Genomic DNA, 24,966 nt, shown 5'->3' with positions numbered 1-24,966 from the left:
GATTATCCAATTCCTGAAGTGGGAGTCTTACAGCACCTTATATACGGGATAAACCATTTTCGTTTCTAGCATCTCTATTTGATGGAACCGTATTTTCCCCCTCCACCTTCATGAACATGTAATTTACCATGTCGCATATCAATGATCGATTGAGCTATTGAATTTTGAACTACATTAGCAAGTTCCTCATAGGAGGCTTGATGAATAATGTACATCTCTGTGCCAAACTCCTTTAAAAGCTTCTCATATGTTTTCTTCCCTAAACCAGGCAAGTATTCTAACGGCACTTGATACGTATAGCCAGGCCGAGCAACATTACCTTTATCTGTATCTTTTAATGCTGCTATTCGGTCTGCCACTCCTTTGACGTATTTTCTCGAATGACAGTTAGGACAAATAGAGTCATCCCTCTTTAACTGAGATAAGCATTGGCTGCATACGGTTCTATAGTATTTCCCTAGTTTCGGGTTCATCCCATAGTTTTCTTTGACATGTCTTCCGTTTTTGTTATTTAATACGTATTGAAATTCCTTAAAGGACGGATGTTTCATTTGCAAATGCTGATATTCACGGGCAATTTTTCTTAATGAATGTGCGTCAGAATTGGTGAGATACGTAAAGCCATGTAATTCCTTTATCTGATCAGCCATGTACGTATCAGAACTTAGTCCCAGTTCCACCCCATCGATAAGATCTGGAGATAATATCTCTGTTAATGACTGTAAAACGCCTTTTCCGTACAAGCTTTTAAATGGTGTAAATATATGAGCAGGAATAAACACCCCTTGCAGTTCCTTTACCTTCCGTTGCAACTCGATTGCAGTACCATAAAAGCGTTGCGAGCTTAACGAAATATTCTTCATTCGTTTACTTAGCCAATCAGAAAACAACTCCATTTCATGGATACCAGGAAAATAACAAAGGACATGAACTGGTCCTTGACAGCGTTCATCATACACTTCAATTTCTGAACCTAACAGAAGTGTTACCGACTCGAATCGAACACCGCCTTCCTCTAATTCAGTAGCAATCCCTTGATAAATCAGCTGTTTTAGCTCCTGCAACACTGCAGGAGCTTGGCAATCAACAATACCAATCATATCAATCCCTTTATTTCTAGTTGCTTCTTTTAAAATAGCTGGTAATGTTAAGTTGTTAGAAGCAGTAATCTTAACTGGCTTATGATACATATCGCGACCAATATGTATATGTAAGTCAGCAGTATACACAGATAACATCTTAACTCAACCCTAACGCGTGCAAGTAAAGGATGGCATAGTTGGTTTTTGCATCATGAATACGTTCTTTCTCTACATATTGTTTTGCTTCTTCTAATGTTAACTCAACAATTTCAATAAACTCATCCTCATCACCAGCTACTTTTTCTTCCAATGGTTGCAGCTGATTGGTAATGTATATGTGCATTAATTCATCTGCAAAGCCTGGGGACGAATAAAAAGAAGTTACAAATGACAATTCATCCGTTGTATACCCTGTCTCTTCTTCTAATTCACGGATAGCTGTCGTTTCAGGTTCTTCACCAGGCTCAAGCTTGCCGGCAGGGATTTCTAAAATAGACTTTTCTAATGGTTTGCGATATTGTTCAACCAACACAATTTTATTTTCTTTCGTTATTGGAATAACAGCTACTGCCCCAGGATGCTTAATAATCTCTCTTTTCGCTTCCTTACCATTCGGCAAACTGACATCGTCGACTTGTAAATGTACCACATGCCCTTTATATATTTGCTTAGAACGTATTGTCTTTTCTTCAAATTTTTTCATATCTATCACCCTTGTCTTGATTCGCTTCTTTCTTATTTTATCATAAATTATACGTGGTATGGATTGTTTTCAACGTTGTAAGTCGATAAAATGGAATTATTAGTCAGTAAATTTTACCGTTTACTTGTAATTTAGTAACTTATCTTGTTAGCCACTAGAAACCTTACTTGATTTGATTCTTAGAAGTCTAGCAGAAACGACTTACTGCTATAGTCTACCATTCCCTCTTTATTGGTTTTTGAACCAGAGAGAGACCATCAAAAGCTTGAAAGGAGAAAAACAATGAAAATAAACCAGCTTGGCAAATCATCGATTTATTTATCTGAATTGACTTTAGGTTGCATGTCGCTAGGAACAGATGTACAAACAGCAAAATATATCATTGACCACGCTCTAGACAATGGGATTAACCATTTAGATACAGCTGATTTATATGATTTTGGAGAAAATGAAAGAATTATTGGGGAAGCATTGAAGCAAAAGCGAGAACGAGTCATTTTAACTACCAAAGTAGGCAATCACTTTGATAAATTAAAAAAGACCTGGTTCTGGGATCCATCCAAAAAACATATTCAAAATGGGGTTAAGGAAAGCTTGCAGCGTCTACAGACAGATTACATTGACTTTTATATGTTGCATGGAGGTACCATTGAAGATCCAATTGAAGAAACCATCGAAGCTTTTGAGGAACTAAAGCAAGAAGGACTCATTCGTGCTTATGGCCTATCATCCATTCGACCAAATGTTATCCGCGAGTATGTGAAAAAATCCTCTATCGACGGTGTTATGATGCAGTATAGTTTATTGGACCGTCGACCTGAAGAGGAAATGCTTGATTTGTTACATGAAAATCAGATCAGCGTTTTAGCAAGAGGCCCTTTAGCAAAAGGTATTTTGAGTAACAACGGAAATAATCAGATAAACAAAAAAGCAAAAGATGGGTTCCTTGGATATTCATATGAAGAACTCCACCAACTATACGGCAAGCTCACTTCGCTTGCCGAACCAATAAAGCTGAATGAGCTTGCATTACTATATGTCTTACAACATCCAGCTGTAGCTAGTGCAGTGTTCGGTGCAAGTTCTGTAAATCAGCTGAAAGAATCGATCACAAATAACGTCACCATCCCACTATCTGATCAGTTGTATCAGCAATTAAAAACATTAACCAAAGCGCTTACGTACGAAGCACATCGTTAACGAAAAGTTCTTTTAAACGCCTGCTGAACTAATTGGAAATAAGAAAATAGCAATATTCTAGCTACAAATGGAGGTCGACATGACTAAACGAATATAACTCTGAAGATAATTGATGTAATCATGTAGCTTCGGAAATGTATATATACTAAAGCGGGCGATTGAGAACCTACAGTGCAAGAGCAAGAGAAGGCTCACCACTGCCTACGGAAAGAGAAGTATATTTCTGGAGCGGCTTATATACCCATCCATTATTCTAGATAGTCTACTTTAATAAAATGAAACTGCAATCTGTGAGGGCTTTCTTTTCCGACTAAACGAAGTAAATCATCCTTAAAAAAGAGGAAACACTTTTTCTGCGCCTCCAGAGATGGCCATCTTATCAGGTCCAACGAATGGAGAATGCAGGTGCCGTCACCCCCACTTTGAATTTTATATATCTACTAAGGTTCCCCGAAGTGGGGGCTTTATGGCACTTTACATTCGGGATAAAATTTTTTGTTCCAGCCTTTCATCTACATTGACTTCTTTAAAAAAGAGCTCATACGTTTGTTATTCCACGAGTCAATTGCTGTTTAGAAATAAAAGGATTCAAAATACCCTCATGGCTTTTCAAACGAAATAACCCTTGCTCATAATCAAGTGTTAGTTTTTCAGAAAAAAATATTTCTTGTTGTTCTTCTATAAATGTTAGTATCCTTGGGTTAAACACGCGCTTATAACTTGGTTGCCGTTGTTTCACAAAGCGAATTGTTGCCATACCGTTCACTCCACAACCGCAACCTTCTGTATCGTACCATAATAATAAATACAAAGACGTTTGCGACTGTATAGTTTGCAACTCCTCCCAAGCTTTGTCCGTTATCAATAGTTCCATTATTAATCCCCTTTGTTCACGATTATTTTCGTGTAAACTGCTTTCGTAATAGTTTTTCAGTAACTGTTGGAAACATCTGATAGATTCGGCTGCCAATATCCATCCAAAATGGCAAATTTATTTCTCTTTTGGGAGCAAATAAATAGCGAACGATTTTTTTGGCTACCTTATCTGGATCTAATATGTACCGTGCCACATTTTTCTCATAATTACCAGACGGGTCAGCAGTAAGGAAAAAATTCGTTTTCACTGGTCCTAAGTTTACAGCTGTTACATAAATATTACTTGCAGCCAACTCAAGACGTAACCCATTTGAAAACCCAAGTACCGCATGTTTTGTCGCTGCATAAATCGCCGCTTTTGGTGTAGCTACTTTACCCGCCTGTGATGCAATATTGATAATATGCGCTACAGGCTGTTGTTGAAAATAAGGCAGTAATTGCTTTGTTATAAAGATTAAAGCTGTTACATTTAATTGAAACATAGCATTCACTTCATCTTCTCTTATATCTTTCACTTCCGAAAAAATCCCCATTCCTGCATTGTTAATGAGACCATGGATGGGGTCATGCTTTATAGTAATCTCACTAATAACTCCACTTATCGCCTTTTTGTCTCGTAAATCGACGGAATAAATCGGACTTTGTACATGAAAAGATTGATATATACAATCACTCAATTGCTGTAATTTATCTTGTGAACGAGCTAATAAAATGGGAACTCCCCCATTCCTTGCGATGTGCCATGCTAATTTTTCGCCAATACCACTCGATGCCCCAGTAATGATTATTTTTTTATTTATCAATGATGCTTGCTTCATATACTATTTTTCCGTCCTCTTTTCTTTTTCTAACCCGTTCTAAGGATTCCAAATAATCTAATTGCCCAATCGTTTCCGACATGGTTAGGTCAATTTGTTTTTTAAACTGCTTCGGAAAAAGTTTGGTACATATTTCATATGGCGTTAACGCACATCTGCTCTGCTGTAGAATATCATAAACATAATCTGCCCGTTCCTCCTGCTTCGCTAAACGTGAGAAGATTAAATGTTGTGGATGCTCAACAATTTCACCGTGACCAGGTAACACCTTCTTGACACCTATATCAATACATTTTTGCAGATTCTTCCGGTATTGTAACATAGGCTGCGGTCGATACTCTATCGTTTTTCCTATTTCCGGCGGTTCCATGATCGGGTTGGAAGAAATATGTTGCAATATATGATCTCCGCCAATTAGAAGATGATCATGAACACGCAAAAACGATAGGTGACTTTGTGCATGCCCTTTTGTTTCAACCACTTTCCAATCTGGATGTCCAGGCAACGTATCACCTTCAACAAGAGGAATAGTCACTTCTCCTTTCCCTGCAAAATCCATCGTAGCTTCTAGCTGATCTAAAGCATGATAGAAGACTTTAGGAATACCGCTTTCAATAAAGTATTGTTCAAAGAAATGCATATAATGAGCCAAATACTGCTGATCCCTTGTGAGCCAACGGTCGACATTCGGGTGAGCAGCAATGTGCTTTGCTTTAGGAAATTGCTCTGTTAAACCAATATGATCGGGATGATGATGTGTTATAAAAATTTGTTCAATATCATTTGGGCGATACCCGAGTTCCTTTAATTGAGTCGTTAACGCTTCCCATGCTTCCTTTGTTTTCACTCCCGCATCCACGATTGATAATGTGTCTCCTGCTAACATATATACATGCACATCTCCTACTGCAAAGGGAGTTGGCAAGGTTATTTGACTAATGGTCTGTTCAATTACTTTCATTCGTTTGATTCCTCCAACTGAATCATCATTCATTTTTATATATTGTACTCTCTTTACAACATATTGTCGATTGTTTTAACTGGTTCTATCTAACCACGGATTGATACCCCTCATCTTTACTGCTAAAATGAGGCTTAACTATTTCCATCCCAATTAAGCATGACTCTGTTTATGTAAAGATGATCAAATGAACTAATATTTGACCATTTTTAAGGAGAACCATTATGCTAATAATACATCCATGAAGAGCATGTGAAAAGCAAGAATAAGAAGAGCAGGAACTTCAAAGAGCTAGGTTGAATAGCCTAAATATATAACCGGCAAAACAAGTAAAAGAAAAAATACAACCGTTTAAGCAACCTCTGTATAAGGGTAAATAATTATCAAGCATGTTCTATATTATAAGAGGTGAAATAAAGAGTGAAACCAACTATATACGCTCACCGTGGAGCAAGCAGCTATGCTCCGGAAAATACTATGGCTGCATTTCAATTAGCGGATCAGATGCAAGCAGAAGGAATTGAAACAGATGTCCAACTAACGAAAGATCAGATACCAGTTCTTATTCATGATGAGCATGTAAAACGAACAACCAATAGCATTGGATATATTAAGGATTTCACATATCGTGAACTATGTCAACTTGATGCGGGAAACTGGTTTTCGCCAAAATTTACCGGGACACCAATTCCAACGTTAGAAGAATTTCTGACTTGGATTAAACCGAAACCACTATATTTAAATATTGAACTAAAAAATAATAAAGTGGAATATAATCATATGGAGGCAATCGTTTATGAATATCTCTCAACTCATCAACTGATGAACCGAACTACCATTTCTACATTTAATGCAAATAGTGTTGTAAGATTGGCTGCATATAAAGAAACTGCAGAAATAGCATTCTTAACTTCACGAAGATATCGGCATCCTGTACATGTTGCAAAAGAATTAGGCGCAAATGCTCTGCATTTGAAATATAAACGAGTAACACCAAAAATAGTCGCCGCTGCTAACAAACACAAAATGAAACTAAGACTATATACTATCAACCGACCGGCACACCTTATCCGTTCTATTCAATACGGTGTGGATGGGATATTTACGGATGTGCCTGATCAGGCGTTGTATTATAGAAACCTTTTGTACAATCGGTAAGGCGTATATTATAGAGAATGTTCAAACAGCACACTACAGTGACACATCGACGTTTCTAGTTGGCTTATTTCTCCCTTCGAAAAAAGTGCCCCCTTTCTTGCGAGTTTCCCTGCGAGAGAATAGGTTTCGAGGAAGCGTTACTAGTAGTGCTCATGTATCTAAATACATACGCCGTCCTACTAAAACCATCCTCGTCCTGTGGAGGGGGCTAGAATTCAGTACATGCTGTATAGGCACATTACTCCAAACTTCAACGCCTCGAACTTAGGCACCACGATGTTACGGCACACGCAGCAAAAGTGTTTTTCTTTTTCAAGGGAACTTAAGACCTTAGTCCTTGTTATTTTCTTTTTGGGTATGCTTTTAATAGTCATTACCTAAATTTATATTGAGAAGGATACTGTTCTAAACAAAAGCTATCACGAATGAAGTATAATAAACATAATAGCTAATTAGTTATTTGTACATGGAATGGAGGGATAACGATGGAATTGATTTTTCTTGGTACTGGAGCTGGAGTTCCCTCCAAAGAAAGAAACGTTTCAGCTATAGCGTTATCGTTATTACAAGAACAGAATAGTATTTGGTTGTTTGATTGTGGGGAAGCAACACAGCATCAAATTTTGCATACAAGCCTGAAGCCACGTAAGATAAATAAAATATTTATTACACATATGCATGGCGATCATATCTATGGCTTACCTGGTTTTCTAAGTAGTCGCTCTTTTCAAGGAGGAGACACGCCGTTAACCATCTATGGTCCAAAGGGATTAAAACAATATGTCGAAACGAGCTTGGCTTTGAGCGAAACACATTTAGCTTATGCCATATCTTTCGTGGAAGTAACCGATCAAATGGTCATTGAGGCAGGGCAGTTTCAAGTTTTTGTTCAATTATTAGAACACGGAATTCCGTGCTTTGGCTATCGCGTCGTTGAAAAAGATAAGCCAGGAGAATTACTCGTTAATAAACTAAAGGATAGAGGAATTGAACCAGGCCCCATCTATCAGGAAATTAAAGAAAACGACCATGTCACCATACCTCACATAGGGACTATCTACCGAAAAGATGTGTTGGGGGAGCCAAACAGAGGAAAAATTATTTCTCTGATTGGTGATACTCGATTTTCTAAAGACCACATACGCTTGGCTCAAAATGCCGATATACTTATTCATGAAGCGACCTTTGGAAAAGATAAACAAAATCTTGCACACCGTTACTTCCATTCTACTACGTTAGAAGCAGCACAATTAGCGAGTGAAAGTAATTGTAAACATCTCATTTTGACGCATATTTCTTCCCGTTACCAGCAAGAAGCAAATGAACAGCTGTTACAGGAAGCCCGAGAAATATTTCCGAATACAGAATTAGCCAACGATTTTTCCAGATTTACCATTACGTAGAGGAGGGCTTTCATTGACGAACATAGCACAACTTGTTGCTAACCAGCGAACGTTTTTTCTTAATGGAAATACGATGGATTATACAGTTCGTAAGCAACAGCTACAAAAATTAAAATCAATGTTAAAGGAAAATGAAGCAAGCATCTATCAAGCATTAAAGACTGATTTAAATAAATCAAAACACGAAACACTAACGACTGAATTAGGCTTTTTATTCATGGAAATCGACCATACGCTAAAACAATTGCAAAATTGGATGGAGCCGATTAAAGTATCCGCACCGATTACCCATAAAGGTACGAAAAATTATATAATCAAAGAACCTCTCGGAGTTTGTTTGGTCATTTCACCTTGGAACTATCCATTACAGCTAGCACTTGCACCAGCAATCGGTGCACTGGCAGCTGGTAATTGTGTCGTCATTAAACCGTCAGAAGAAGCTAAAGCAACTTCAGCCTTATTAAAAAAGCTTACTGAAACTTATTTTGACCCGTCTTATTTAACCGTTGTCGAAGGGGAAAAGGAAACCGCACAGGAATTATTACAGCAACGGTTTGATTATATCTTTTTTACTGGAAGCACAGCAGTTGGAAGGATAATTATGAGAGAAGCTAGTAAGCATCTTACACCAGTTACTTTAGAACTCGGTGGGAAAAGCCCTGTTATTGTAGATAAAGATGCTAATATTAATCTTGCTGCAAAAAGAATTGTATGGGGAAAATTTACGAACGCCGGACAAACTTGTGTAGCACCAGATTATTTATATGTACACGAAAAAGTAAAATTTAAATTACTCAAAGCTATGAAAAAATACATTCGCAGCTTTTATGGTCGTAATCCTCTATCCAATAAGGATTATATTCGAATTATTAACGAAAAACATTTTAATCGCTTATCAAACTATCTGGTAAATGGGTCGATTGTACATGGCGGCTTAACAGATCCGCTAACATTAAAAATAGAGCCGACTATTCTTGATAAAATCACATGGGAAGATCCTGTTATGCAGGAGGAAATCTTCGGACCTATCCTGCCTGTTTTAACTTTTGATGAAATCGAAGAGGCTGTTAGTGTGATTCGGAAACAAGAAAAACCGTTAGCTTTATACTACTTCGGTGAAAACGGGAACACACAACAACAGGTTATGCAATATCTCTCCTTTGGTGGCGGCAGTATTAACGATACTGTTTTTCATTTAGCCAATCCGCATCTTCCTTTTGGGGGTGTCGGTGAAAGTGGAATGGGAGCTTATCATGGTAAATACAGCTTTAATACATTTTCTCACAAAAAAAGTATCATGAAACAATCAACTAAATTTGATGTCCCATTTCGTTATCCAGGTAGTAAATTATCGGAGACCATTTTGAAAAAAATTATGAAGTAATAGGCATGAAGGAACAAAGGAAGTTCTTGCTTGAAGTTATTGGATAAATTGTGAACTCTAGCGACTTTCCTGTAAACTCCGCGACTTTCCGGTAAATTCCATTGGTCACTCTATGTATCCTCCCGAAGATTCGGCACATCTAGTGTTACAAACCTGTGGGGGCGCCCGTTTAGCAACGTAGCGAATGGAACAAATCAACTAAAGATTTAGGAATCATGCCACTAAAAACAGGGGTATGCCGGCGCCTGAGCGGCAAGTCTGTTTTTAGTCGGCCTTCCTCTTAGCGACGAACCGATGATGACTTATCGTAGGGCGCATTTCTAAAGTCGCATAGTTGCTGGGCGCCCCGCGCCTTTGTTTATTAATTATAGTATAGATAAGCTTTCGCAATTATAATCTTCCATGCATTTTCCAAAGTGAATATTATCCAATTTTAAATTCACTTCAAGTTTACATAATAATAATATAGTAACCTATAAACAAAATCCGCTACTAATTTTAGAAAAATATTTTTTATTTTCATCCTCCCAATATTAATTCCCTTGAATTAAACCGTACTACTTCCATCTATATCTTCCCTATGAAAGCTGTTTATCAGTTTCTGTCCATCGTGGGACGGAGTATCCAATTTACCATAGCGTACAAAAAATGAAAAAATAGTCAAAAACCGTTGCGTATATTTTGACTTGAATTTGATCTAATTCTTCGTAATTTTATCTAGTTTTGGCTTTTGATTACCGTGCCAAGAATATGTCATTTGATAAGTTTCTTTTAATTCAATTAAATCCCATGTTGTTCTATTTTCTACTCGAATATCAACGATTTTATTCTCTTCTGTCTTCACTGAAACGTAAAATTCATTCTCTTCGGAGTATTTGTCTACTATTTCTACAGATGAAATTTCGTTTGTGTGTATTAAGAAATATGTTCCGCTATAATAGATAATCATCATCCCTATAATAGAAAGTGAAAAACAAGTTATAACTTTCCATATTTTGTTCACTTGCCCTCCCCCTTTGCGTATTGTAATGCTTAAATTTTAATAGTATATTTCTCTTTATTGTAAAAAAACAGCGATTTATAAAAATAAAATGAAGCTTCAATCAATGAGGGAGTCGTTCATTATCCCCACTGATTGTTAGAGGAACGAATCTGGCATTAGGTTGACTATTATGTCCAACGTAGACTTTGTTTACGGTATAGATTATCCAACCCTAAAAGAGGGATAAGTCTTGCAGTACCTGATTAAGGATAATTGTCTTGCCTTTAGCTTTTAAAATCATCTAGAAAATCCTTTTGGAAGCTTGTCGTCGGTTGTTGTGCTCCTTCAGAAACGTCATCTTCTAATCGAATAAATGGATTTTTTCCGTATTTACTGGATAAGTGCTCAATTGCTTCGTATAACTTCTCTTTCTCTGCTTCATTTTCATATGTGAATAAGTCAAGCTGTTTGGCAAGCAGTTGCTGCTCTTCTAAATCCCCTACCGTAATTCCTAATAAGCGAATTGGCTCCAAATTCCAATGTTTTTGCAGTAGATCATTAGCTTCTAACAGAATATCTTTTTTATCATGCAAATAATAACGAAGCTTTTTGCTTCTCGTAATCGTACGACGATCGTGGTATCGAATCATTAGCTGCACACTTCTGCCAACAGTTCGTTTTCGTTTCATTCGTTGCTCTACTTTACTTGCTAGCTCTTGTAACAATGTATATATTTCCTTATCATCGGTCGTATCGTGAGGCAATGTTTTCGAATTACCAATGCTTTTGAAATCATAAATGGCATCGGGATCGACCGGTCGATTGTCAATGCCGTTTGCCCTATTATGTAAACGTTCTCCATTAATACCAAGAAGTTGTTTTAAGTGGTATACATCTTTTTTTGCCAAATCACCAATCGTATAAATGCCTGTTGCATTTAGCTTTGCTGCTGTTTTTTCACCAACACCATACATATCGCCAATCGGAAGTGGCCATAATTTAGTCGGTAATTCTCGCTTCCTTAGTATAGTAAGTCCAAATGGCTTTTTCATATCTGAAGCCATTTTAGCAAGAAATTTATTTGGAGCAATGCCGATACTGCACGGCAAATCGAGTTCTGTTAATACTCGCTGCTGCAATTCTCTTGCCAAATCAACTGCATGTACTTCCTTTGCCATTTCCGTAACATCCATATACCCTTCATCGATAGATACAGGCTGAACAAGGGGGGTATACTCAGAAAATATTTTAAACACTGCTTTCGATGCTGCGCGATAACGGGGAAAATTAGGGCGCATGACCATTAACTCTGGGCATAATTTTTTGGCTTGCCACACATTCATCGTTGTTTTAACTCCTTTGGCACGAGCTTCATAACTGCTCGTTACAACGATCCCTTTCCTTTCTTCTGGATTACCGGCAATGGCTAGAGGCTTACCTTTAAGATTTGGATTATAAGCCATTTCAACAGAAGCATAAAAGCTATTCATATCTACATGAAAAATAATTCTTCTTTGTTTATGCACTGCTTCATTCATCTAGATTACTCCTTTATGAAGTAATTTAAAATAAGCCCCTCTAAGCAAATCGTACTTAGAGAGGCTGACCATTAGTTTTTAGCTGCCTCTTGAATAATAGCTGTAACAAGTTCCGTAACCTTCACTAAGTCCTCCACTTTTATTCGTTCATTTGTTGTATGAATTTCTTCATAGCCGACAGCTAAATTTACTGTAGGTATACCGTGTCCGGAGAGTACATTAGCATCACTGCCTCCACCGCTTTGCAGTAATTGACTTTTTTTACCGATTACTTGAGCTGCCTTTTTAGCAACTTCTACTACTTTATCTCCTGCTTGCTGCTTAAACCCAGGATACATCACTTTAACTGTAACTTCCGCAGCACCACCAAATTCTTTAGCAGTGCTCTCAAATGCTTGCTTCATTTTTGCAACTTGTGCTTCCATTTTTTCTGGAACAAGCGATCTTGCCTCTGCAAGTATTTCCACATGGTCAGCTACAATATTCGTTTGTTTTCCACCTTCAAAGCGGCCAATATTAGCAGTTGTTTCCTCGTCAATTCTGCCTAATGGCATCTTAGCAATCGCTTTTGCAGCTAATGTAATTGCCGAAATTCCTTTTTCTGGTGCGACACCAGCATGAGCGGTTTTTCCTTTAATAATCGCATAAAGCTTTGCTTGTGTGGGTGCTGCAACAATGATGTCCCCAACATCTCCATTACTGTCTAGTGCATAGCCATAGCTAGCATGAAGTAAAGAAGTATCTAGAGCTTTTGCGCCTACTAGTCCAGACTCTTCTCCAACAGTTATAATAAATTGGATATCTCCATGACTGATATTTTGTTCGTTGATGACGCGAATTGTTTCCAGAATAGCCGCTAAACCAGCCTTATCATCAGCACCTAGAATGGTTGAGCCGTCTGAGGTAATCCATCCATCTTTAATGATCGGTTTGATGTTTTTTCCTGGTACGACCGTATCCATATGTGAGGTGAAGTAAATGGTTTCAGCGCTCGAAAGATCCCCTTTCCAGTTACAAATTAAGTTTCCTGCACCGTGACCTGTAGTTGGTTTACTATTATCTTCAATTACTTCAAGGCCCAACGCTTCAAATTTGTTCTTTAATACTGACGCTATTTGTTCTTCATTCCCTGTTTCCGAATCGATTTGTACGAGTTCTAAAAATTCATCTACCAAACGTTGTTCATTAACCACGTAAATCATCCTCTTTCATTTCTTTATCACAATGGGATATTCCCATGTTTTTTTACGGGAGACACCACATGCTTATACTTTAGCATCTCCAATGCCGCGATTATTTTTCCTCTCGTTTCTCTTGGATCAATCACATCATCGACTAAACCTAATTCTGCAGCTTCATAAGGTGTAGCAAAGCGTTTCTTATATGTAGAAATTTTTTCCTTCATCAGTGAAATTGGATCTTTACTTTCTGTTAGTTCCTTGGTATACAATATGGACACTGCACCTTCTGCGCCCATCACAGCAATTTCTGCGTTTGGCCATGCAAAAACAATATCAGCACCAATGGACTTGCTGCTTAACGCAACATATGCTCCCCCATAGGCTTTACGCAAAATGATGGTTATTTTAGCTACGGTAGCTTCTGCGTAAGCGTAAAGTAATTTGGCTCCATGTCTAATAATACCTTGATGTTCTTGGTTTACTCCAGGAAAGAACCCAGTTACGTCAACCAATGTTACGACCGGGATTTGGAATGCATCGCAAAAACGAATAAACCGAGCAGCTTTATCACTTGCATCTAAATCCAAACTACCTGCTAAATATCTCGGCTGATTTGCAACAATCCCAACCTTTTTCCCCCCAATACGTACGAACCCAACGACAATATTCTTGGCAAACTGGGCATGCACTTCAAGAAAACTAGATTGATCTACGATGGATTGAATGACTTGCTTGACATCGTAAGAAGTTTTACTTTCAACAGGTACAATTTTCATTAAATCATTTTCTTTAGCAGAATCATAATGAAACGGTAAGACAGAGGAACGCCCTTGTGCTGACGGCATATAGGGAATTAAGCGGCGAACTATATCCAGTGCTTCTTTTTCCGTTTTGGCAATGAAATGCGCATTACCGCTTTTGGTATTGTGAATGAAAGCCCCGCCGAGTCGTTCCGCAGTGATTTTTTCTCCTGTAACCTGTTCAATAATTTTCGGACCAGTAATGAACATTTGTGATGTATCTTGAACCATAATCACAAAATCTGTAATCGCTGGCGAATATACAGCTCCACCTGCACTTGGTCCTAAGATGACAGAAATTTGCGGTATAACGCCTGAATAGCGAACATTACGGCGAAAAATTTGCCCATAGCCATCTAAGGCTGCTACACCTTCCTGAATGCGGGCTCCGCCTGAATCAATCAATCCAAGAAACGGGCTGTTATTTTGGGCAGCTAAATCTAACACTGCAGCAATTTTTTTGCCATGCATTTCGCCAAGCGTCCCACCCATAACAGTAAAATCTTGAGCATAAATATAAACGGGCTCTCCATCTATTTTACCATAACCTGTAACAACTCCGTCACCATATGCATGGTTTACTATTAATTCTCCATTTTTAATAGGACGTTGTGTTATAAACGGATATAGTTCAACAAATGTTTCTGCATCCAACAAATAGGAAATACGTTCACGGGCAGTCAATTTTCCTTTTGTATGCTGTTGAACGATTCGCTGCTCTCCCCCACCGAGCTTTGACCTGCGTCGTTTTTCGTATAACTCGTTTAACTTATCATACATGTCCATCTCTATTTGCCTGCCTCTCGCAAAATTCAAACAGAACGCCATGCGCTGCAACTGGATGGATGAAAGCAACGTGCTTTCCCCATGCTCCTTTTCTTGGATATTTATTTAGTAATGGAACGTTGCTTCGTTCCCATATTTTGATTTGCTGATGCAACTGCTCTACTTCTAATGCTACATGATGGAGACCTTCTCCATGTTTCTCAATATAGTTAAAAACAGGAGAATGCTTATCCAATGGTTCCATTAATTCCAGAAAACATTCACCAATTGGTAAAAAAGCAACCAATACGCCCTCTTTTTCCATTGTTTCCTGTCTTACAACCTGTAACCCAAGAACTTCTGTGTAAAAAGGCAAGACCTCTTGAATAGAACGGACAGCAATGCCAATATGCGCAATTTTTTTGGATATCGATAAACGTTCGTTCATCATCTTCCCCCTCCAACTAGCTTATATATCATGCATATTTGTCAATTCCTTTAAACAGACCTCGTTTTATAAAAATAACACTTCTAACTCTTGTCCAATTGCTGGTTTCAAGGTAAAATAAAGCTATTACCAGAACATATATAATTCCATAACATGCTATAGTTGTTCGATTTAAGAATAGCACTGGAACATGATGTTTTTTACATGTGTTTTTGTAAAAAAGTGTTTAGCAATGTTTGCTCCATTTTCAAACTAAACGAAGCTTGCGTGTTATATTACACTTTTTTTAATCCATGTTATATTTCATATTAATGAGCCTGAGTAAACCATCTTTATGATAAATTGAATGAATGTAAGGGGGATCTATATGTCTCGACAATCAAAGCGCCAACGCAGAACTAAAATTGTTGTATATATTATGATTATTGCAATGCTTCTTTCTACTTTGACGGCAGGACTGGCGTTGTTTATTTAGTTCTTTTTAAATCTAAAAGAAAACCAAAGCACCCACTTAGAAACAGAAAAAATGATTTCTATTTCTAAGCGGGTGCTTGTTGTTTACTGTCTGTTTAATATTGTATTAACTCTCCATCTCCTTCTTTTTTCTTACAATATCGCTTTCTTTATATTTCAATTTTACAATTAAATAATCTTCAATGTCATGCAGCAGCCGAAACAAATTAGCTCTTGTCTCGAATTCCTCTTTGGAGCAAGGGAGATCTTCCTCATCAAACTCCTTACGTAGGTTTTCTAATTTTTCTAGATAGATGATAGCTGTATTTCCTGGATGCACAGCCTCCGATAGAGATTCAAAAAAGTTGGCGATTTTTTCTGAAATAGTATCTTTTTTAGGCAGTCTTGTAACTAAAGGCAACATCCGTTGCAACAATTCAAACTGCCGAGTACGCATTTTGAAATAGTCACGATAGATATGCTTGCTTCGTAATAGGTGATTTTCCTTATCCCGCTCTACTAAATCATTTGCCTCTTCTAAGATCTCTCCAATTCTCGTTATTTCTTTGCCATCCCAATCAATATTTTTATTTCGGACATAAAGCGCAATTTCATACAAAACAAATTGAAAATTTTTCTCCAATTCTTGTTGTTTTTCCTTTAATTTGCGATCTAAACTTGGCATATATAAATTCATGACAAGTCCTGTTCCAATTCCGACAACAATTAATAAGAATTGGTCCACTAAAAAATCGAAATCTAAATAGTGCGCTCCATATAAATTTAAAATAATCACAGTGCTAGTAGCAATACCTTGCGTAATTTTAAGAAGTACAGTTACCGGAATAAAAACCATTAATAACAAACCAACCACGATTGGATGATAACCAATAAAATAGAAGAAAGCAATGGAAAAAACAGATGCAATGATACAGGCTAAAAACCTGTTCCAAGCGCTTAAAAAAGATTGCTTTCTTGATGGTTGAATGCATAAAATCGTTAAAATACCTGCAGAAACGAAATTGGTAACTCCTAACAATTGTGCAATCCAAATAGCGATTGGTGTTCCGATAGCTGTTTTTATCGTTCGATACCCAATCTTCAAGTGTCATTCTCCTTTAAAAATAATTCATAACTGTCTTTCCCTCATGGTTGGAAGTTCATTCATTTGGTTGCTAGTTGATCAACTTCTAGCCGTTTTTTTTGAGATGTTCGGTCTTTCGTAACGTAAAAATAGGCTGACCTATATATAGTGACAGCCAGCCCTTTCTTACTTTATCATTAACCTTAAACTTCTTCACAATGTTCTTCAAAAATTTGTTGCAAGTTCCCAATCACATCAATCGCATTATGACCTTCAATATCATGACGCTCCAACATCGTGACGATTTTTCCGTCTTTCAGAAAAGCAAAGGAAGGTGAGGATGGTGGGTATCCTTCAAAGTACGTTCTTGCTCTTTCTGTAGCTTCCTTATCTTGACCAGCAAACACTGTAACTAAATGATCTGGACGTTTATCATAATGAACTGCATTAGCAGCAGCAGGTCTAGCAATACCACCAGCACACCCACAAACCGAATTAATCATAACTAGAGTTGTTCCTTTGCGAGACAAAGCTTCATCAACAGCTTCTGGAGTGGTAAGTTCTTCATAACCTGCTTCTCTTATATCTTCTCTTGCAGCATTGACCACATCATTCATAAATATGTTAAAATCCATGAAAAATCAAACCCCTTATTATAATGATACTTTATAACCTTGTTGTTAGAATACCAGTATCAAAGCAATATTTCAATTAAATACATTTGCTAGTTAAAGTATCTTTCTTATGATGACATGCGTTATATGACGCTCCTGTCGTAACTATCTTCTAAATAGGCTTTCTTTTAAGCCTAGAATGAAATGCATTGCTTGTTGATCATTCAGCTGTAATCGTAAGACGACAGCCATCTATCGATTTATCTACTAACAATGTCAATTACATTACTGTTTCCGATGTATTTACCTCTAGAAACAACAGGGTTATACGCCTGTTTACAAAACCTTTTTAATAAACATTGACCGTTTGTGCGTTCATTTGTTCTAAAATAGCTTTCACACGAGCTAAAAATTGACCGCAAATTAATCCATCTAAAATTCGATGATCTAAAGATAATGATAAATTAACCATATCTCTTGCAGCGAACATATTATTGACAATCATTGGACGTTTGACAATCGACTCCACTTGTAAAATAGCCGCTTGTGGGTAATTGATAACTCCCATAGAATGAATGGAGCCAAATGACCCAGTATTATTAACCGTAAATGTGCCGCCTTTCATATCATCCGCCGTTAGTTTACCTGTTCGCGCTTTGACAGCTAATTCATGAATTTGCTTTGCTATCCCTTTAATGCTTTTATCGTCAGCATGATGGATAACAGGTACAAACAGCTCTTGCTCTTTTGCTACCGCTATAGATATATTCACTTCTTTACGTTGGATAATTTTGTCCTCTGCCCATGTACTGTTAAGTTGCGGAAATTCTTTTAACGCTTGTGCTACAGCTTTCACAAAAAAGGCGAAAAAGGTCAACCCGTAGCCTTCTTTTGCTTTAAAGTCATCTTTTATCGCATTTCGATACGTTACCAGATCCGTTACATCTACTTCCACTGTCATCCAAGCATGCGGTATTTCTTGTGTGGAGCGTACCATATTTTGCGCAATGGCTTTTCGTACTCCGGTGACAGGAATTTCGACATCGCCAGGATACGTATCTGGTTTTGGTGCAGCAGAAGGTTTTGCAGGCTGTTGAGATACTTGTTCTTCCGCTTTAGAATCGGGCTGCTCTTTACTTGGTGCAGGAATTTTCCCAGAAGCAATGATTTTTTCCACATCTTTTCTAGTAATTCTTCCCGATTTACCGGTACCTGTTACCTGTTCTAGATTAATATCATGTTCTTGAGCAAGACGTAATACTGCAGGAGAGTAACGCTTTTTCATCGACTGATCGGTAGCAGGTTTTGCTTCCTCCTGTTCTGTTTTTTCTGATACAAGCTGTCTTTCTTCTTCTACTGCTTCAGCCTCACCACCTGTATCGATATAACACATTAATTCGCCTACTTCAATGGTGTCCCCTTCTTTAGCAACTAATTCTTTTATTGTTCCACTATAAGAGGACGGGACTTCTGCATTGACTTTATCTGTAAGAACTTCCGCAATCGGATCATACTTATTCACTTCATCTCCAACCTGAACGAGCCAAGAACTCACGGTGCCTTCCGTAACACTTTCACCAAGCTGTGGCATCTTGATTTTTTCTATCGCCATTGTTTGACCTCCTAACAGCAAATTAAAATTCCGCTAATTCACGCATTGCTTTTTCTACTTTATCCGGATTCATCATAAAGAACTTCTCCATTGTTGGTGCATATGGCATAGAAGGAACGTCTGGACCTGCCAGCCGTTGTACAGGTGCGTCCAAATCAAATAAACAATGCTCAGCAATGATTGCCGCTACTTCGCCAATAATACTTCCTTCTTTGTTATCTTCTGTAATTAAAAGTACTTTTCCAGTTTTTTTCGCCGCTTCAATAATTGCTTCTTGATCTAAAGGATACACTGTTCGCAGGTCTAAAATGTGAGCACTAATTCCTTCTTCAGCTAGCTTTTCTGCTGCCTGTAGAGCAAAGTGGACGCAAAGACCGTATGTAATGACGGTGATGTCGGAACCTTCTCGCTTTATATCAGCTTTGCCAATTGGTAGAACATAATCCTCTGCTGGTACTTCCCCCTTCAATAACCTGTATGCTCGTTTATGTTCAAAAAAGAGTACTGGGTCATTGTCACGAATAGCTGCTTTTAATAAGCCCTTCACATCGTACGGGGTAGAAGGCATGACTATTTTTAATCCTGGTTGATTAGCAAATACTGCCTCCACCGATTGGGAGTGATAAAGTGCCCCATGAACACCTCCGCCATAAGGAGCACGAATGGTCATCGGTACATGCCAATCATTATTAGAACGATAGCGAATTTTGGCTGCTTCGGAAATGATCTGATTAACTGCCGGCATAATAAAGTCTGCAAATTGCATTTCCGCAACAGGACGCATACCATACATTGCCGCACCTATACCAACTCCTGCAATAGCTGATTCTGCAAGTGGCGTATCCAGCACTCTTGCTTCGCCAAATTCTTCATATAGACCATCGGTAGCGCGAAAAACCCCACCTTTTTTACCAACATCTTCTCCTAAAACAAACACATTTTCATCTCGTTGCATCTCTTCCCGTAAAGCAGTAGTTACTGCTTGAATATAAGACATCACTGGCATTGTATTTCCCCTCCTTACTTTTCATAAACAAATTTTAACGCATCTTCTGGTTCAGCATATGGGGCATTTTCAGCATAGTCAGTTGCTTCATTTACTTCTTTTTGAATCGTTTCATTCATTTCTTTTTCTAATTCATCCGTTAAGACACCTGCATCCTTTAAATACTTTGCAAACGTGATGATGGAGTCTTTTTTCTTTGCTTCATCTACTTCTTCACTATTTCGATACAACCGATCATCATCATCGCTGGAATGAGCAGTTAGACGATAGGAAACAGCTTCTATTAATGTCGGACCTTCTCCGTTCATTGCTCGTTCACGTGCTTGTTTCACGGCATCATAAACTGCTAACGGGTCATTTCCATCTACCGTAACTCCTGGCATTCCATACGATTGTGCTCGCTCAGCAACCGTTTTGCTAGCAATTTGCTTTTCGATAGGGACAGAAATGGCATACTGATTGTTTTCTACCATTGTAATAACAGGAAGCTTATGTACTCCTGCAAAATTCAATCCTTCATGAAAATCACCTTGGTTAGATGATCCTTCGCCTAATGTTACAAACGAAACAATAGGATCTTGCTTCATTTTGGCAGCTAATGCGACGCCGACTGCATGTGGAAGCTGTGTCGTTACTGGCGAAGAGCCTGTCAGTATCCGATTTTTCTTTTGCCCGAAGTGACCAGGCATTTGTCTTCCACCAGAATTTGGATCCTCCGCTTTAGCAAAGCCAGATAGCATTAAATCTGTAGTCGTCATACCAAACGCAAGCACGACGCCCATGTCACGATAATAAGGAGCAACATAATCCTTTTCTCGATTTAGCGCAAACGCTGCTCCGACTTGCGCAGCCTCCTGTCCTTGACAGGATATAACAAATGGAATTTTCCCAGCACGGTTAAGCAACCACATTCGTTCATCAATTTTTCGGGCAAGCAACATCGTCCGGTAAATATCCAAAACCTGCTCATCTGTAAGTCCTAAAGCTTGATAGTCTTTTTCTGACATGAAAAGTTCCCTCCTTCAATTATTTATCCAGCATATAATGTGCTGTAAGACTCCCGCTTCAGGAGTGGATAATCTGTACTGCAACAAGTCTACGTGGGAGATAACAGCACCTAAATGCCCGATTCGTTCATCTAACAATCAGTTGGGGATGAATGAAAACCCCCACTGATTGAAGATTCACTTTATCCATGTATTTGATTTCCATCGACAGCAAGTGCTGCTTCACCAAACACCTCGGCTAAGGTTGGGTGTGGATGAATGGAGTGCGCAATCTCCCATGGAGTAGCATCAAGCACTTTTGCTAAACCTGCTTCAGAGATCATATCGGTTACATGAGGTCCAACCATATGAACACCTAACAGATCATCATTTTGTTTATCAGCAACGATTTTCACAAAACCATCTGTTTCTCCGTAAACAAGTGCTTTTCCAATTGCCTGAAAAGGAAATTTTCCTACTTTTACGTCATAACCTCGTTCTTTCGCTTGTTTTTCCGTTAAACCGACACTTGCTACTTCGGGGTTCGAGTAGATGCAGGAAGGTACTTGCAAATAGTCAATAGGCAATGGGGCTTGATCTGCCATATGTTCTACAGCAACTATACCTTCATGTGAGGCAACATGGGCAAGTTGCATACCCCCGATAACATCACCAATAGCATAGATATGTGTTTCTTTTGTTTGATAAAATGCATTGGTTTGAATCACGTCGTGGTCAACAACAATATCCGTATTCTCCAGACCTATATTACTTATATTCGCCTTTCGCCCTACAGATACAAGCATTTTATCTGCTTGAAATGATTGCTTTTTACCATTTATTTCTGCCTCCAAGGTAATCTGACTGTCTTTTTGGATAGTATCTGCCAATACTTTTGCTCTCGTTACGAACGAAACTCCTTTTTTCTTCAGCAATTTTTGCACCTCGTTCGAAACTGCTTCATCTTCGGTAGGTAAGATGTGCTCCGCATATTCGATGACCGTCACTTCGACATCAAAATCAGCTAGCATTGATGCCCATTCAATTCCTATGACGCCCCCACCGACAATAAGGATCGAATCTGGTAACTCCGTTAATTGCAATGCATCATCTGATGTCATCACAAAGGAATGATCCACTTCCAAACCCGGCAATATTTTTGGTTCTGATCCAGTGGCAATTAATACATGTTTGGGAATAAGCATCGTGTTCTCTTGATCGTTACCATGTTCAATAGAAATGGTTCCAGCCATTGGAGAAAATATACTTGGTCCTAAAATACGACCATGGCCATAGTACGTATCAATTTTTCCTTTTTTCATTAATCCTTTAACGCCTTGGTGCAATTGGTCGACTATTTTCTGCTTTCTCGCTTGTACGAGTGGGAATTTTAGCGTTGTTGATTCAGTTTCCACTCCGAACAAAGCTGCCTCTTTCGTCTGCCTGTATACCTCAGCACTGCGCAACAATGCTTTTGAAGGAATACAACCTCGATGTAAGCATGTACCCCCTAGCTGCCTTTTCTCTACAACAGCTACTTTCATTCCAAGCTGCGAGGCACGGATTGCAGCTACGTAACCACCCGTTCCACCTCCAAGTACGACTAAATCATATTCTGTTGCCAATTTATTCACTCCTTTTTATCCTGCCTTGCCTGGATAGACCTTCGGCTGCTCTTCTCCACGTAATACTCGCAGTACACCTTCATTTAAAGCTTGCAACTCATCCTCGCCTGGATAAACAACGGTATCAGCTATCCAATCCACTCGATCTATAATCATATCGGTAAAAGATTTGCCATATGCTAGGCCGCCCGTCAACACGATAGCATCCACATTGCCATGTAATACAGAACTCATCGCAGCAATTTCTTTAGCGACTTGATAAGCCATTGCTTCATAAATTTGCTTGGCATATGTATCCCCACAAGCAATTCGTTTTTCAACTTCTGTAGCATCACTCGTTTGTAAATAGCCCATTAATCCGCCATTACCGACAATTTTACGCATGACTTCTTCTAAGTAATATTGCCCTGAAAAGCACATTGAAACTAAATCTCCAACCGGCACCGTACCTGCTCTCTCAGGGGAAAAAGGTCCTTCTCCATGCAACCCATTGTTCACATCAATCACTCTGCCTCGATGATGAGCACCGATGGTTATCCCGCCACCCATATGTGTCACAATGAAGTTCATTTCTTCGTACGTTCCATCTAACTGCTTGGCAACTCGGCGAGCAACTGCCTTCTGATTAAGTGCATGAAAAATACTTTTTCTAGGTATTTCGGGTATACCGGAATAGCGTGCTATATCAGCAAGCTCATCCACTACGACCGGGTCTACAATATATGCTGAAATATGGAGTGCAGAAGCAATTTCATTTGCAATAATACCGCCCAAATTTGAAGCATGATGCCCGTTATAGCCCATTTCCAAATCAGCTAACATCGCTTCATTTACTTCGTATGTTCCACCTGCTATAGGTCGAATTAAACCGCCTCGAGCACAAACAGCATCCAGCTTGGAAATGTTAATTCCTTCATAATCAAGTTGCTCCAATATAACATCTTTTCGAAAAGCTTTCTGTTCGCTGATAGACTGAAAACCTTGTATCTCCTCCACAGCATGTCGAATTGTTTTTTCGAATATACATCCTTCATTATCGAACACGCCAATCTTGGTCGATGTTGAACCAGGGTTGATAACAAGGGTCCTAAAGATAGCCTGCAATACACATCGCCCCTCCATGTATTTTCACTAAGCATTTTGATAATGAAACCATCCGTGAGGGAAGTAAGCCACGGATAGTGAAGTTAGCTTATCTTCTGCTTAAAATATGGTGACTATTTAATAAAAATTGGCTCCTGGAACGATATTCAGACTTAATTCTCTCTTCTGCCATCCGATCAGCAGCTAAATAAGTAGGAATATGATCACGTTTAGCAATGGCAAACACTTTTTGTAAGCTGTCATAAATGGTTTCTACCTTTTTCATTGCTCGGTCATAATTATATCCTTGTAGTTCATCGGCAACATTAATCACCCCACCAGAATTAATGACATAATCAGGAGCATAAATAATCCCCCGCTTGTGAATCATATCACCATGTCGAGACTCTTTCAATTGATTGTTAGCAGAACCAGCTATAACTTTTGCTTTTATTATTGGAATGGTCTCGTCATTAATCGTTGCACCTAACGCACATGGCGCATAAATATCGCAATTTACATCATAAATCGCATCTGGTTCAACTGATTCGGCACCGAAATCATCCACCGCTCGCTGTATTGCTGCCTGATTAATGTCCGTAACGACCAAGCGTGCTCCTTCTTTATGTAGATGTTCACAAAGGGCATATGCGACGTTACCTACACCTTGTACAGCGATCGTCTTCCCAGTTAATGAATCATCGCCAAATGCTTCCTTAGCAGCTGCCTTCATCCCCTTATAAACCCCGTATCCGGTTACTGGAGAAGGATTTCCAGAAGAGCCTGATTCAGGGGAAATACCAGTTACAAAATCTGTCTCCATATGAATGAGATCCATATCATGTACTGTTGTTCCAACATCCTCAGCTGTGATATAGCGCCCGTTTAGTCCTTGAATGTAACGCCCAAACGCACGAAACATTTCTGGATTCTTATCTGTTTTCGGATCTCCAATAATAACTGTTTTTCCACCGCCTAAATTTAAGCCGGCAGCAGCATTTTTATACGTCATTCCTTTAGCTAGCCGAAGCGCATCTTCAAGAGCTGCTTCTTCTGTTTCATATGTCCACATTCTTGTTCCACCTAAAGCAGGACCTAAAGTTGTATCATGAATGACAATGATTGCTTTTAAACCAGAGTTCTTATCCTGACAAAATACGACCTGTTCATAATCATCTTGTTCCATATAACGAAATAGTTCCAT

Annotated in this window: 23 protein-coding genes; 5 read left to right on the top strand and 18 right to left on the bottom strand. The window is 38.6% G+C overall.

The annotated features are described in order from the left end of the window. Positions 1-74: 74 nt before the first annotated feature. Together KBP50_RS08325 and KBP50_RS08320 are read right to left on the bottom strand one after the other, a co-directional pair. Positions 75-1,238 carry an endonuclease Q family protein gene (locus KBP50_RS08325; protein ID WP_050353003.1) on the bottom strand — a complete coding sequence of 388 codons (1,164 nt, stop codon included), beginning with the start codon at positions 1,236-1,238 and terminating at the stop codon, positions 75-77. Position 1,239: 1 nt separating this feature from the next. Then, complete coding sequence (locus KBP50_RS08320) at positions 1,240-1,785, bottom strand: NUDIX hydrolase (RefSeq protein WP_050353004.1); 546 nt, start codon at positions 1,783-1,785, stop codon at positions 1,240-1,242. A gap of 282 nt (positions 1,786-2,067) precedes the next feature. Here KBP50_RS08320 and KBP50_RS08315 point away from each other — a divergent pair, with 282 nt between their 5' ends. After that, entirely contained in the window at positions 2,068-2,985 is a 918-nt protein-coding gene (locus KBP50_RS08315) for an aldo/keto reductase (protein ID WP_050353005.1), read from the top strand. 538 nt (positions 2,986-3,523) lie between these two features. Here KBP50_RS08315 and KBP50_RS08310 read toward each other — a convergent pair. From KBP50_RS08310 to KBP50_RS08300, 3 genes are read right to left on the bottom strand one after another with little or no spacing between them, the layout of a single operon-like run. Next, the gene (locus tag KBP50_RS08310; RefSeq protein ID WP_050353006.1) at positions 3,524-3,859 is read right to left on the bottom strand and encodes an iron-sulfur cluster biosynthesis family protein; all 336 of its coding nucleotides are present in this window, start codon (positions 3,857-3,859) and stop codon (positions 3,524-3,526) included. Positions 3,860-3,881: 22 nt separating this feature from the next. Continuing rightward, positions 3,882-4,679: an SDR family NAD(P)-dependent oxidoreductase gene (locus tag KBP50_RS08305; RefSeq protein ID WP_050353007.1), complete on the bottom strand. Its 798-nt coding sequence runs from the start codon at positions 4,677-4,679 to the stop codon at positions 3,882-3,884. Then, on the bottom strand, positions 4,654-5,673 hold the full coding sequence (locus KBP50_RS08300) for an MBL fold metallo-hydrolase (protein ID WP_232231283.1): 1,020 nt from the start codon (positions 5,671-5,673) through the stop codon (positions 4,654-4,656). Before KBP50_RS08300 ends, KBP50_RS08305 begins: the two co-directional genes overlap by 26 nt. A gap of 387 nt (positions 5,674-6,060) precedes the next feature. Here KBP50_RS08300 and KBP50_RS08295 point away from each other — a divergent pair, with 387 nt between their 5' ends. The 3 genes from KBP50_RS08295 (at position 6,061) to KBP50_RS08285 (ending at position 9,585) form a co-directional block, all read left to right on the top strand. After that, positions 6,061-6,798 (top strand): glycerophosphodiester phosphodiesterase, encoded by a 738-nt coding sequence (locus KBP50_RS08295; protein ID WP_050353009.1) that lies wholly within the window; start codon positions 6,061-6,063, stop codon positions 6,796-6,798. 485 nt (positions 6,799-7,283) lie between these two features. Further along, positions 7,284-8,201 carry a ribonuclease Z gene (rnz, locus tag KBP50_RS08290; RefSeq protein WP_050353010.1) on the top strand — a complete coding sequence of 306 codons (918 nt, stop codon included), beginning with the start codon at positions 7,284-7,286 and terminating at the stop codon, positions 8,199-8,201. A gap of 13 nt (positions 8,202-8,214) precedes the next feature. Next, positions 8,215-9,585, top strand: coding sequence for an aldehyde dehydrogenase (locus KBP50_RS08285; protein WP_050353011.1), 1,371 nt, complete (start codon positions 8,215-8,217; stop codon positions 9,583-9,585). A gap of 697 nt (positions 9,586-10,282) precedes the next feature. On the opposite strand, the gene KBP50_RS08280 is transcribed toward KBP50_RS08285, so the two are convergent. From KBP50_RS08280 to mce, 5 genes are all read right to left on the bottom strand, one after another. Next, positions 10,283-10,537 carry a hypothetical protein gene (locus KBP50_RS08280; RefSeq protein ID WP_128743493.1) on the bottom strand — a complete coding sequence of 85 codons (255 nt, stop codon included), beginning with the start codon at positions 10,535-10,537 and terminating at the stop codon, positions 10,283-10,285. Between the two features lie 314 nt (positions 10,538-10,851). After that, positions 10,852-12,105 carry a DNA polymerase IV gene (locus KBP50_RS08275; protein WP_050353013.1) on the bottom strand — a complete coding sequence of 418 codons (1,254 nt, stop codon included), beginning with the start codon at positions 12,103-12,105 and terminating at the stop codon, positions 10,852-10,854. A 71-nt stretch (positions 12,106-12,176) separates the two neighbouring features. Continuing rightward, entirely contained in the window at positions 12,177-13,298 is a 1,122-nt protein-coding gene (locus KBP50_RS08270; RefSeq protein ID WP_050353014.1) for a tripeptidase T, read from the bottom strand. A 26-nt stretch (positions 13,299-13,324) separates the two neighbouring features. Continuing rightward, positions 13,325-14,872, bottom strand: coding sequence for an acyl-CoA carboxylase subunit beta (locus tag KBP50_RS08265; RefSeq protein WP_050353015.1), 1,548 nt, complete (start codon positions 14,870-14,872; stop codon positions 13,325-13,327). Next, entirely contained in the window at positions 14,859-15,299 is a 441-nt protein-coding gene (gene mce / locus KBP50_RS08260; RefSeq protein WP_050353016.1) for a methylmalonyl-CoA epimerase, read from the bottom strand. Before mce ends, KBP50_RS08265 begins: the two co-directional genes overlap by 14 nt. Positions 15,300-15,666: 367 nt before the next feature. Here mce and prli42 point away from each other — a divergent pair, with 367 nt between their 5' ends. Continuing rightward, positions 15,667-15,774 (top strand): stressosome-associated protein Prli42, encoded by a 108-nt coding sequence (gene prli42, locus KBP50_RS08255; RefSeq protein ID WP_199690104.1) that lies wholly within the window; start codon positions 15,667-15,669, stop codon positions 15,772-15,774. A gap of 105 nt (positions 15,775-15,879) precedes the next feature. Here prli42 and KBP50_RS08250 read toward each other — a convergent pair whose 3' ends face one another. From KBP50_RS08250 to KBP50_RS08215, 8 genes are all read right to left on the bottom strand, one after another. Then, positions 15,880-16,857 (bottom strand): aromatic acid exporter family protein, encoded by a 978-nt coding sequence (locus KBP50_RS08250; protein WP_050353017.1) that lies wholly within the window; start codon positions 16,855-16,857, stop codon positions 15,880-15,882. 182 nt (positions 16,858-17,039) lie between these two features. After that, positions 17,040-17,471, bottom strand: a complete 432-nt coding sequence (locus tag KBP50_RS08245) for a BrxA/BrxB family bacilliredoxin (RefSeq protein ID WP_050353018.1) — start codon at positions 17,469-17,471, stop codon at positions 17,040-17,042. A gap of 328 nt (positions 17,472-17,799) precedes the next feature. Continuing rightward, positions 17,800-19,062 carry a dihydrolipoamide acetyltransferase family protein gene (locus KBP50_RS08240; protein ID WP_050353019.1) on the bottom strand — a complete coding sequence of 421 codons (1,263 nt, stop codon included), beginning with the start codon at positions 19,060-19,062 and terminating at the stop codon, positions 17,800-17,802. A gap of 22 nt (positions 19,063-19,084) precedes the next feature. Further along, on the bottom strand, positions 19,085-20,068 hold the full coding sequence (locus tag KBP50_RS08235; protein ID WP_050353020.1) for an alpha-ketoacid dehydrogenase subunit beta: 984 nt from the start codon (positions 20,066-20,068) through the stop codon (positions 19,085-19,087). A gap of 14 nt (positions 20,069-20,082) precedes the next feature. Continuing rightward, complete coding sequence (locus KBP50_RS08230) at positions 20,083-21,075, bottom strand: thiamine pyrophosphate-dependent dehydrogenase E1 component subunit alpha (protein ID WP_050353021.1); 993 nt, start codon at positions 21,073-21,075, stop codon at positions 20,083-20,085. A gap of 182 nt (positions 21,076-21,257) precedes the next feature. Further along, positions 21,258-22,679, bottom strand: a complete 1,422-nt coding sequence (lpdA, locus tag KBP50_RS08225; protein WP_050353022.1) for a dihydrolipoyl dehydrogenase — start codon at positions 22,677-22,679, stop codon at positions 21,258-21,260. A gap of 15 nt (positions 22,680-22,694) precedes the next feature. Next, on the bottom strand, positions 22,695-23,801 hold the full coding sequence (gene buk, locus KBP50_RS08220; protein ID WP_050353023.1) for a butyrate kinase: 1,107 nt from the start codon (positions 23,799-23,801) through the stop codon (positions 22,695-22,697). 70 nt (positions 23,802-23,871) lie between these two features. Continuing rightward, positions 23,872-24,966, bottom strand: coding sequence for a Leu/Phe/Val dehydrogenase (locus KBP50_RS08215; RefSeq protein ID WP_050353024.1), 1,095 nt, complete (start codon positions 24,964-24,966; stop codon positions 23,872-23,874).

The sequence above is a fragment of the Virgibacillus pantothenticus genome, from assembly GCF_018075365.1.
Lineage (GTDB): Bacteria > Bacillota > Bacilli > Bacillales > Amphibacillaceae > Virgibacillus > Virgibacillus pantothenticus.
The sequence above is the reverse complement of the archived record's forward strand: the minus strand, read 5'-3'. Positions and strand labels throughout refer to the sequence as shown.

Bases quoted from the DNA above. Each gene is read 5' to 3' on its own strand.
- rnz (WP_050353010.1), top strand. From the start codon at position 7,284: ATGGAATTGATTTTTCTTGGTACTGGAGCTGGAGTTCCCTCCAAAGAA.
- KBP50_RS08230 (WP_050353021.1), bottom strand. From the start codon at position 21,075: ATGTCAGAAAAAGACTATCAAGCTTTAGGACTTACAGATGAGCAGGTT.
- KBP50_RS08280 (WP_128743493.1), bottom strand. From the start codon at position 10,537: ATGATGATTATCTATTATAGCGGAACATATTTCTTAATACACACAAAC.
- KBP50_RS08315 (WP_050353005.1), top strand. From the start codon at position 2,068: ATGAAAATAAACCAGCTTGGCAAATCATCGATTTATTTATCTGAATTG.
- prli42 (WP_199690104.1), top strand. From the start codon at position 15,667: ATGTCTCGACAATCAAAGCGCCAACGCAGAACTAAAATTGTTGTATAT.
- KBP50_RS08215 (WP_050353024.1), bottom strand. From the start codon at position 24,966: ATGGAACTATTTCGTTATATGGAACAAGATGATTATGAACAGGTCGTA.
- buk (WP_050353023.1), bottom strand. From the start codon at position 23,801: ATGGAGGGGCGATGTGTATTGCAGGCTATCTTTAGGACCCTTGTTATC.
- KBP50_RS08245 (WP_050353018.1), bottom strand. From the start codon at position 17,471: ATGGATTTTAACATATTTATGAATGATGTGGTCAATGCTGCAAGAGAA.
- KBP50_RS08320 (WP_050353004.1), bottom strand. From the start codon at position 1,785: ATGAAAAAATTTGAAGAAAAGACAATACGTTCTAAGCAAATATATAAA.
- KBP50_RS08265 (WP_050353015.1), bottom strand. From the start codon at position 14,872: ATGGACATGTATGATAAGTTAAACGAGTTATACGAAAAACGACGCAGG.
- KBP50_RS08305 (WP_050353007.1), bottom strand. From the start codon at position 4,679: ATGAAGCAAGCATCATTGATAAATAAAAAAATAATCATTACTGGGGCA.
- KBP50_RS08275 (WP_050353013.1), bottom strand. From the start codon at position 12,105: ATGAATGAAGCAGTGCATAAACAAAGAAGAATTATTTTTCATGTAGAT.
- KBP50_RS08310 (WP_050353006.1), bottom strand. From the start codon at position 3,859: ATGGAACTATTGATAACGGACAAAGCTTGGGAGGAGTTGCAAACTATA.
- KBP50_RS08235 (WP_050353020.1), bottom strand. From the start codon at position 20,068: ATGCCAGTGATGTCTTATATTCAAGCAGTAACTACTGCTTTACGGGAA.
- mce (WP_050353016.1), bottom strand. From the start codon at position 15,299: ATGAACGAACGTTTATCGATATCCAAAAAAATTGCGCATATTGGCATT.
- KBP50_RS08300 (WP_232231283.1), bottom strand. From the start codon at position 5,673: ATGAATGATGATTCAGTTGGAGGAATCAAACGAATGAAAGTAATTGAA.
- KBP50_RS08240 (WP_050353019.1), bottom strand. From the start codon at position 19,062: ATGGCGATAGAAAAAATCAAGATGCCACAGCTTGGTGAAAGTGTTACG.
- KBP50_RS08325 (WP_050353003.1), bottom strand. From the start codon at position 1,238: ATGTTATCTGTGTATACTGCTGACTTACATATACATATTGGTCGCGAT.